5 protein-coding genes are annotated in these 7,328 nt (G+C 75.2%); all 5 read left to right on the top strand.

Going from position 1 to position 7,328, the window contains the following annotated elements; all coding sequences use genetic code 11:
* Positions 1-107 precede the first annotated feature (107 nt).
* The 5 genes from ABD879_RS23515 (at position 108) to ABD879_RS23495 (ending at position 7,302) form a co-directional block, all read left to right on the top strand.
* Entirely contained in the window at positions 108-1,931 is a 1,824-nt protein-coding gene (locus tag ABD879_RS23515) for a methylmalonyl-CoA mutase family protein (RefSeq protein ID WP_345023737.1), read from the top strand.
* Positions 1,931-4,144: a methylmalonyl-CoA mutase gene (gene scpA / locus ABD879_RS23510; protein WP_345023736.1), complete on the top strand. Its 2,214-nt coding sequence runs from the start codon at positions 1,931-1,933 to the stop codon at positions 4,142-4,144. The genes ABD879_RS23515 and scpA overlap by 1 nt, the downstream gene beginning before the upstream one ends.
* Positions 4,141-5,145 (top strand): methylmalonyl Co-A mutase-associated GTPase MeaB, encoded by a 1,005-nt coding sequence (meaB, locus tag ABD879_RS23505; protein WP_378272504.1) that lies wholly within the window; start codon positions 4,141-4,143, stop codon positions 5,143-5,145. Before scpA ends, meaB begins: the two co-directional genes overlap by 4 nt.
* A 258-nt stretch (positions 5,146-5,403) precedes the next feature.
* Positions 5,404-6,372 (top strand): GNAT family N-acetyltransferase, encoded by a 969-nt coding sequence (locus ABD879_RS23500; protein WP_345023735.1) that lies wholly within the window; start codon positions 5,404-5,406, stop codon positions 6,370-6,372.
* 66 nt (positions 6,373-6,438) lie between these two features.
* Positions 6,439-7,302, top strand: a complete 864-nt coding sequence (locus ABD879_RS23495) for a hypothetical protein (protein WP_345023734.1) — start codon at positions 6,439-6,441, stop codon at positions 7,300-7,302.
* Positions 7,303-7,328: the final 26 nt, after the last annotated feature.

Genomic DNA, 7,328 nt, shown 5'->3' with positions numbered 1-7,328 from the left:
GCGGCGCGCGGCGGCCCCGCGGCGCAAGGCGGCGCCACGGGCGCGGCGGCCGGGCAGGCCGCCCCCCGCGCGTTTCCGGGCGTATGCGCTCGCTTACCATCCAGGGCATGACGGTGCCGCCTGAGGAACTGGAACTGGCCGCCGTCTTCCCCCCGGTCCAGCGGGACCGGTGGCGGGAGATGGTCCGAACGGTGCTGCGCAAGTCCGGCGCCGCCACCGACGAGACGCCCCTGAGCGAGGTCGAGGGCCTGCTCACCCGGGAATCCTACGACGGCGTGCGCATCGCGCCCCTCTACACCAAGGACGACACCGTCCCGGGGCGCCCCGGGCTGGCGCCGTCCGTGCGCGACGTGCGGCCGGACGGCGAGGGCCTGGCGGGATGGGACGTGCGGCAGCGGCACGCCCACCCGGACCCCGAGACGACCCGGCGGGCCGTCCTCGCCGACCTGGAGAACGGCGCCACCTCCGTATGGCTGACGCTGGGCGGACACGCCGTGCCCGCGGCGGCGCTGCCGGAGGTGCTCCGCGACGTCCACCTGCACCTGGCGCCCGTGGTCCTGGACGCGGGCGCGCAGACCGCCGAGGCCGCCGAGTCCTTCCTCGGACTCGTGGCCGAACGCGGCCGAGCCGACGAGGCGCTGGGCAATCTGGGCGCCGACCCGCTCGGCCTGACCGCCCGCACCGGCGCGCCGGCCCCCCTGGAGCCGGCGGCGGCGCTGGCGGTGCGGTGCGCCCGCGAGTTCCCGAAGCTGCGGGCGATCACGGTCGACGCGACCGTCTACCACGACGCCGGGGGGAGCGACGCCGAGGAGCTGGGCGGCGCGATGGCCGCCGCCGTCGCCTACCTGCGGGCCCTCACCGACGCGGGGCTGGACGTCGGCACCGCCTTCGGGCAGCTGGAGTTCCGCCTGGCCGTCACCGCCGACCAGTTCATGTCCATCGCCAAGCTGCGCGCCGCGCGCCGCCTGTGGACGAGGATCGCGCAGGTGTGCGGGGCGGAGGACGCCGTGGCGCGGCTGCACGCGGTGACGTCCTCGCCGATGATGACCCGCCGCGACCCCTGGGTGAACATGCTGCGCACCACCGTCGCGGCGTTCGCGGCCGGGGTCGGGGGAGCGGACGCGGTCACCGTCCAGCCGTTCGACGTCCGCCTTGGGCTGCCCGACGACTTCTCCCGGCGCATCGCCCGCAACACCCAGACGCTGCTGCTGGAGGAGTCCAGCCTGGCGCGCGTCGTCGACCCCGCCGGGGGCTCCTGGTACGTCGAACGCCTCACCGAGGACCTGGCGCAGGCCGCCTGGGACTGGTTCACCCGCATCGAGAAGGCCGGGGGGCTGGCCGCCGCCCTGGAGTCGGGCATGGTGGCCGAACGGCTCGCCGCCACCTGGGAGCGCCGCCGCCGCGACATCGCCCGCCGCAAGGCCCCCCTCACCGGCGTCAGCGAGTTCCCCCACCTGGACGAGAAGCTGCCCGAGCGCGACCCCGCGCCCGCCCCGGACGCCCCGGGGGGCGGGCTGCCGGTCGTACGGTACGCCCAGGACTTCGAGGTCCTGCGCGACCGCGCCGACGCGCACGCCGAGCGCACCGGGGCCCGCCCCAGGGTGTTCCTGGCGACGCTCGGCCCGGTCGCCGTGCACACCGCGCGCGCCACGTTCGCCGCCAACCTGTTCCAGGCCGGCGGGATCGAGACCGTCGCCGGGCCGCCGGAGGAGTTCGCCGCCAGCGGCACGGCCGTGGCGTGCCTGTGCTCCAGCGACGCGCTGTACGAGGAGCGGGCCGCCGACGCCGCGCGGACGCTCAGGGACGCGGGCGCCTTGAAGGTCTGGCTCGCGGGTAAGGGTTCCTTTGACGGGGTGGATGACAGGATCTTCGCGGGCTGCGACGCCGTGGACGTCCTGGAGACCACCCTCGGCGATCTGGGAGTGAACTGATGATCCCCGACTTCTCCGAGGTCGAGCTCGGCGCCCCCGTCCCCGCCGACGAGGCCGCCAAGCGGTGGCGGGCGGCGGCGGCCGAGGCGACGGGGCAGGACCCCGACGCCCGGTCCTGGGAGACCCCCGAGGGCATCGCCGTCCGGCCGCTCTACACCGCCGACGACCTGGCCGACGTGGACTTCCTCGACACCTACCCCGGCATCGCCCCCTACCTGCGCGGCCCGTACCCCGCCATGTACGCCACCCAGCCGTGGACCATCCGCCAGTACGCGGGGTTCTCCACGGCCGAGGAGTCCAACGCCTTCTACCGCCGCAACCTGGCCGCCGGGCAGAAGGGCCTGTCGGTCGCGTTCGACCTGGCCACCCACCGCGGCTACGACTCCGACCACCCGCGCGTGCAGGGCGACGTCGGCATGGCGGGCGTCGCGATCGACTCCATCTACGACATGCGCCGGTTGTTCGACGGGATCCCCCTCGACCGGATGAGCGTGTCGATGACCATGAACGGCGCGGTGCTGCCGGTGATGGCGCTGTACATCGTCGCCGCCGAGGAGCAGGGGGTGCCGCCCGAGCGGCTCGCCGGGACCATCCAGAACGACATCCTCAAGGAGTTCATGGTCCGCAACACCTACATCTACCCGCCCGGGCCGTCGATGCGGATCATCTCCGACATCTTCGCCTACACCTCCCGGCGGATGCCGAAGTTCAACTCGATCTCCATCTCCGGCTACCACATCCAGGAGGCCGGGGCCACGGCCGACCTGGAGCTGGCCTACACCCTCGCCGACGGGGTCGAGTACATCCGCGCCGGGCTGGACGCCGGGCTGGACATCGACGCGTTCGCGCCCCGCCTGTCGTTCTTCTGGGCGATCGGCATGAACTTCTTCATGGAGGTCGCCAAGCTGCGCGCCGCGCGGCTGCTGTGGGCGCGGCTCGTCCGGGACTTCGAGCCGTCCAACCCCAAGTCGCTGAGCCTGCGCACGCACTGCCAGACCTCCGGCTGGTCGCTGACCGCGCAGGACGTGTTCAACAACGTGGCGCGCACCTGCATCGAGGCGATGGCCGCCACCCAGGGCCACACCCAGTCGCTGCACACCAACGCCCTGGACGAGGCCCTGGCGCTGCCCACCGACTTCTCCGCCCGCATCGCCCGCAACACCCAGCTGCTGCTGCAGCAGGAGTCCGGCACCACCCGCACGATCGACCCGTGGGGCGGCAGCGCCTACGTCGAACGCCTCACCCGCGACCTGGCGCTGCGCGCCTGGGGCCACATCCGCGAGGTGGAGGCGGCCGGCGGCATGGCGCGGGCCATCGACGACGGGCTGCCCAAGCTGCGCATCGAGGAGGCCGCCGCCCGCACCCAGGCGCGCATCGACTCCGGGCGCCAGCCGGTCATCGGCGTCAACAAGTACCGCCCCGACGCCGACGAGCACATCGAGGTCCTCAAGGTCGACAACGCCGCGGTGCGCGCCCAGCAGATCGACAAGCTGCGGCGGCTGCGCGAGGAGCGGTCGGCCGAGGAGGTGGACGCCGCCCTGGCCGCCCTGACCCGCGCCGCCGAGGCCGCGATGCGCGGCGACCGCGGCCCCGGCCTGGAGGGCAACCTGCTCGCCCTGGCCGTCGACGCGGCCCGCGCCAAGGCGACCGTGGGGGAGATCTCCGACGCGCTGGAGCGGGCGTTCGGCCGCCACGCCGCCAACATCCGTACCATTTCCGGCGTGTACCGGGAGGAGGCAGGCCGGGTGAGCGCCATCGAACGGGCCCGCGCGGCGACCGACGCGTTCGCCGCGGCCGAGGGCCGGCGGCCCCGCATCCTGGTCGCCAAGATGGGCCAGGACGGCCACGACCGCGGCCAGAAGGTGATCGCCACCGGCTTCGCCGACCTGGGCTTCGACGTCGACGTGGGCCCGCTGTTCCAGACCCCCGAGGAGGTCGCCCGCCAGGCCGTCGAGGCCGACGTGCACGTCGTCGGCGTCAACTCGCTGGCCGCCGGGCACCTGACGCTGGTGCCCGCGCTGCGCGAGGCGCTGGCCGACCTCGGCCGCGACGACATCATGATCGTCGTGGGCGGGGTGATCCCGCCGCAGGACTTCGACGAGCTGCGCGCCGCGGGCGCGGCGGCGATCTTCCCGCCCGGCACCGTGCTGGCCGAGGCGGCCCTCGACCTGCTCGAGCAGCTGTCGGCACGGCTGGGACACCGGGCGGCGTGAGCGGCGACGGGAGCCGGCGGCGCGGCCTGCCCGGGCTGGACGAGTACGTCACGGGCGTGCGCAAGGGGGCGCGGGCGTGGATCGCCCGCGCGATCACCCTCGTGGAGTCGACCCGCCCCGACCACCGCGACCTGGCGCAGCGGCTGCTGGTGGAGCTGACCCCGTTCGCCGGCGGCGCCCGCCGGGTCGGCATCACCGGCGTGCCCGGCGTCGGCAAGTCGACGTTCATCGACGCGCTCGGCACCAACCTCACCGGAGCCGGGCACAAGGTCGCCGTGCTGGCCGTCGACCCGTCGTCCACCCGCACGGGCGGCAGCATCCTCGGCGACAAGACGCGCATGCAGCGGCTGGCCGCCGACCCGCAGGCGTTCATCCGCCCCTCGCCGACGGCGGGCACGCTCGGCGGCGTCGCCAAGGCGACCCGCGAGGCCATGGTGGTGATGGAGGCCGCCGGGTACGACGTGGTGCTCGTCGAGACGGTCGGGGTCGGGCAGTCCGAGACGACCGTCGCGGAGATGGTCGACTCGTTCCTGTTCCTCACCCTGGCCCGCACCGGCGACCAGCTGCAGGGCATCAAGAAGGGCGTGTTGGAACTGGCCGACGTCATCGCCGTCAACAAGGCCGACGGCCCGCACGAGATGGAGGCGCGCAAGGCCGCCCGCGAGCTGGCCGGCGCCCTGCGGCTGCTGCGCAGCGACGAACGCACCCGCGCCGTGCCCGTCCTGACGTGCAGCGCCCGCGAGAACCGCGGCCTGGACGAGATCTGGCGGCGCATCGTCGAGCACCAGGACCGGCTGGCGGCCTCCGGTGAACTGCGGGCCCGCCGGCGCCGCCGGCAGGTCGGCTGGACGTGGGAGCTGGTGCACGACCGGCTGCTGACCGAACTGCGCGACCACCCCGCCGTGCGCGCCATCGCCCCCGAACTGGAACGCGAGGTGGCCGAGGGGCGGCTGACCCCCGCCCTGGCCGCCGAGCGCATCCTGTCCGCCTTCACCCGCTGACCGCGCGTCCTCCGCCTGGTCACGGGGTGCCGGGCTCGCACGGTGCGCCCGGCGGAGCCGCCCTGCGGCGGCCGCACGGGGGGCGCCGTGCGAGCCCGCCGCGATCGACATGCCGTGCGGCCCGGCGGTGTTGCGTGGGTGACCGGACGGCCGGGTGCCCGCCGCCCGGGGAGCGGCCGGCGTACCGAACCGCATTCCAGGTGGGCGGGTTGGGACGGGCGGGGCCTGCGGCGCTCCGGGATCCGGTACAAAAGGCTGGTGGACGTCATCGCGCTCGATGATCCGGCCCCGGGGGAGATCCGGCGCTGGCATGCGGTCCTGGCCGCCGCGCACGCCGCCGACCTGCGCGGCGAGCCCGCACCGGACCCCGAGCAGACGGCCGCCCGGCTGCGCGCTCCCGGGCGGCGGCTGTGGGCCGCCCTGGACGGCGACGAGATGGTCGGCGTCGCCGAACTGCGGCTGCCCGGCGGGCCGGGCGCCGACCGTCCCGCGGAGATCGACATCCAGGTCCGCCCCGACCGGCGCCGCCGCGGCATCGGCACGCGGCTGCTGGCCTTCGCCGCCGAGGGGATGCGCGCCGACGGCCGCACCAGCGTGATCGCCCAGGTCATGGCGGGCACCCCCGCGATCCCCTTCCTGGAGTCGCACGGGTTCGACTGCGTGCTGACCCTGCGCGGGCTGCTGCTGCGGCTGGACGACGTCCCCGCCCGCCGCGTGGAGCGGCTCGTCGCCTCCGGGCCCCCCGGATACCGGCTCGTGCGCTGGCGCGGCACCGCCCCCGACGAGCACGCGCTCGCGCTGGCCCGCGCCAAGCACGCCATGGCCGACATGTCCGCCTACGAGGGGCTGCCGTGGGACGCCGACCGCGTCCGCGAGATGGCCGAGCTCGTCGCCAAGCGCGGCGACGACCTCTACACCGTCGCCGCCGTCCAGGGCGACGGGATCGCGGGGTTCACCGAGGTGGTGGTCTCCGCGGAGACCCCGGAACGGGCCGCCCAGTACGACACCGCGGTGGTGCCCGAGCACCGGGGGCGGCGCATCGGCATCTGGGTCAAGGCCGCCATGCTGCAGTGGCTGCGCCGGGAGCGCCCCGAGGTCCGCGAGATCGAGACCGACAACTCCGGCGACAACGTGCACATGCTGGCCGTCAACGAGGAGCTGGGGTTCCGCCGCCAGCGGGAGTCGCGGGAGTACCAGGCCTCCGCCGCCGACCTCCCGTCGCTCTGACCCGGCCGTTATCCACAGAACGGGATTCTGTCGCCTCGCGCCCGGGGGCCGCGCCAGCCTGGACCCATGACTTCGCTCCCCCCGGAAACGGTCACCTCCCGCTTCCTGGTGTCCGCCGGCGAACCCCTGCCCGCCGACGTCTCCGGCCTCCTCGGCACCGGCGGCGGCCCGGCCGCCCTGGCCCGCGAACTGCACGCCCGGTCGGCGCTGACGCTGCGCGAACACCGCCCCCGGGCCGAATGGCTCGCCCATCTGGGCGGCACCTCCGGCCGCCTGCAGCGGTTACAGGACGCCCGGCACCACATGCTGGTGCACGTCCGGGGCGCGCCGGACGACGCTCCGCGGCACGCCCAGGCGGCGCGGCAGGCGGCCCGCCTGCTCGCGGCGGCCGCCGGCGGTCTCGTCGTCGACGTCGACTCCTACCAGGTCGTCCACACCTCGCCGGCCGAACGCGAGCGGTTCGTCCTCGGCGACCAGTGGATCGGGGTTTTCGTGGCGGGCGACCGGACGCTGGTCCGCGCCGACACCTGGGGCCTGCACCGGTTCGGCCTGCCCGAACTGGTCGCGCGGGACGTCCCGCTCGGCCACCTGCTCACCGCCGTCAACCTCCTGCGCGTCCTGGCCTTCCGGCTGTTCTCCCGGCGCCGCGCCGGAGCCGTGCCGGGCACGCTGCTCGTGGACGGAGCCGACCTGCTGCGCTTCTGGGGCGCCCGCCCGGTCCCCGCCGGACGTTTCATGGTCCGCCTGGCGCCCGGTACCGGCGGCTGCCGCGGCTGCCGCTCCGCCCTGGAGGTCGCCCCGACGGGCCGCGGCGCCGGCTGGTGGGACGACGGGCCCGGACGCGCCCTGCCCAAGCTGCTGTCGGCCCGGCCCGAACCCGACCCGCCGGAAAATGCGTTGCCCGCCCGCGACCCCGATCGGCACCCTTAACGACATCCGGAAAGCCCACCGCACAG

It is taken from the genome of Actinomadura keratinilytica, from assembly GCF_039539665.1.
In the GTDB taxonomy this organism is placed as follows: Bacteria; Actinomycetota; Actinomycetes; order Streptosporangiales; family Streptosporangiaceae; genus Spirillospora; species Spirillospora keratinilytica.
This window is presented reverse-complemented; position numbering and strand designations above follow the sequence as displayed.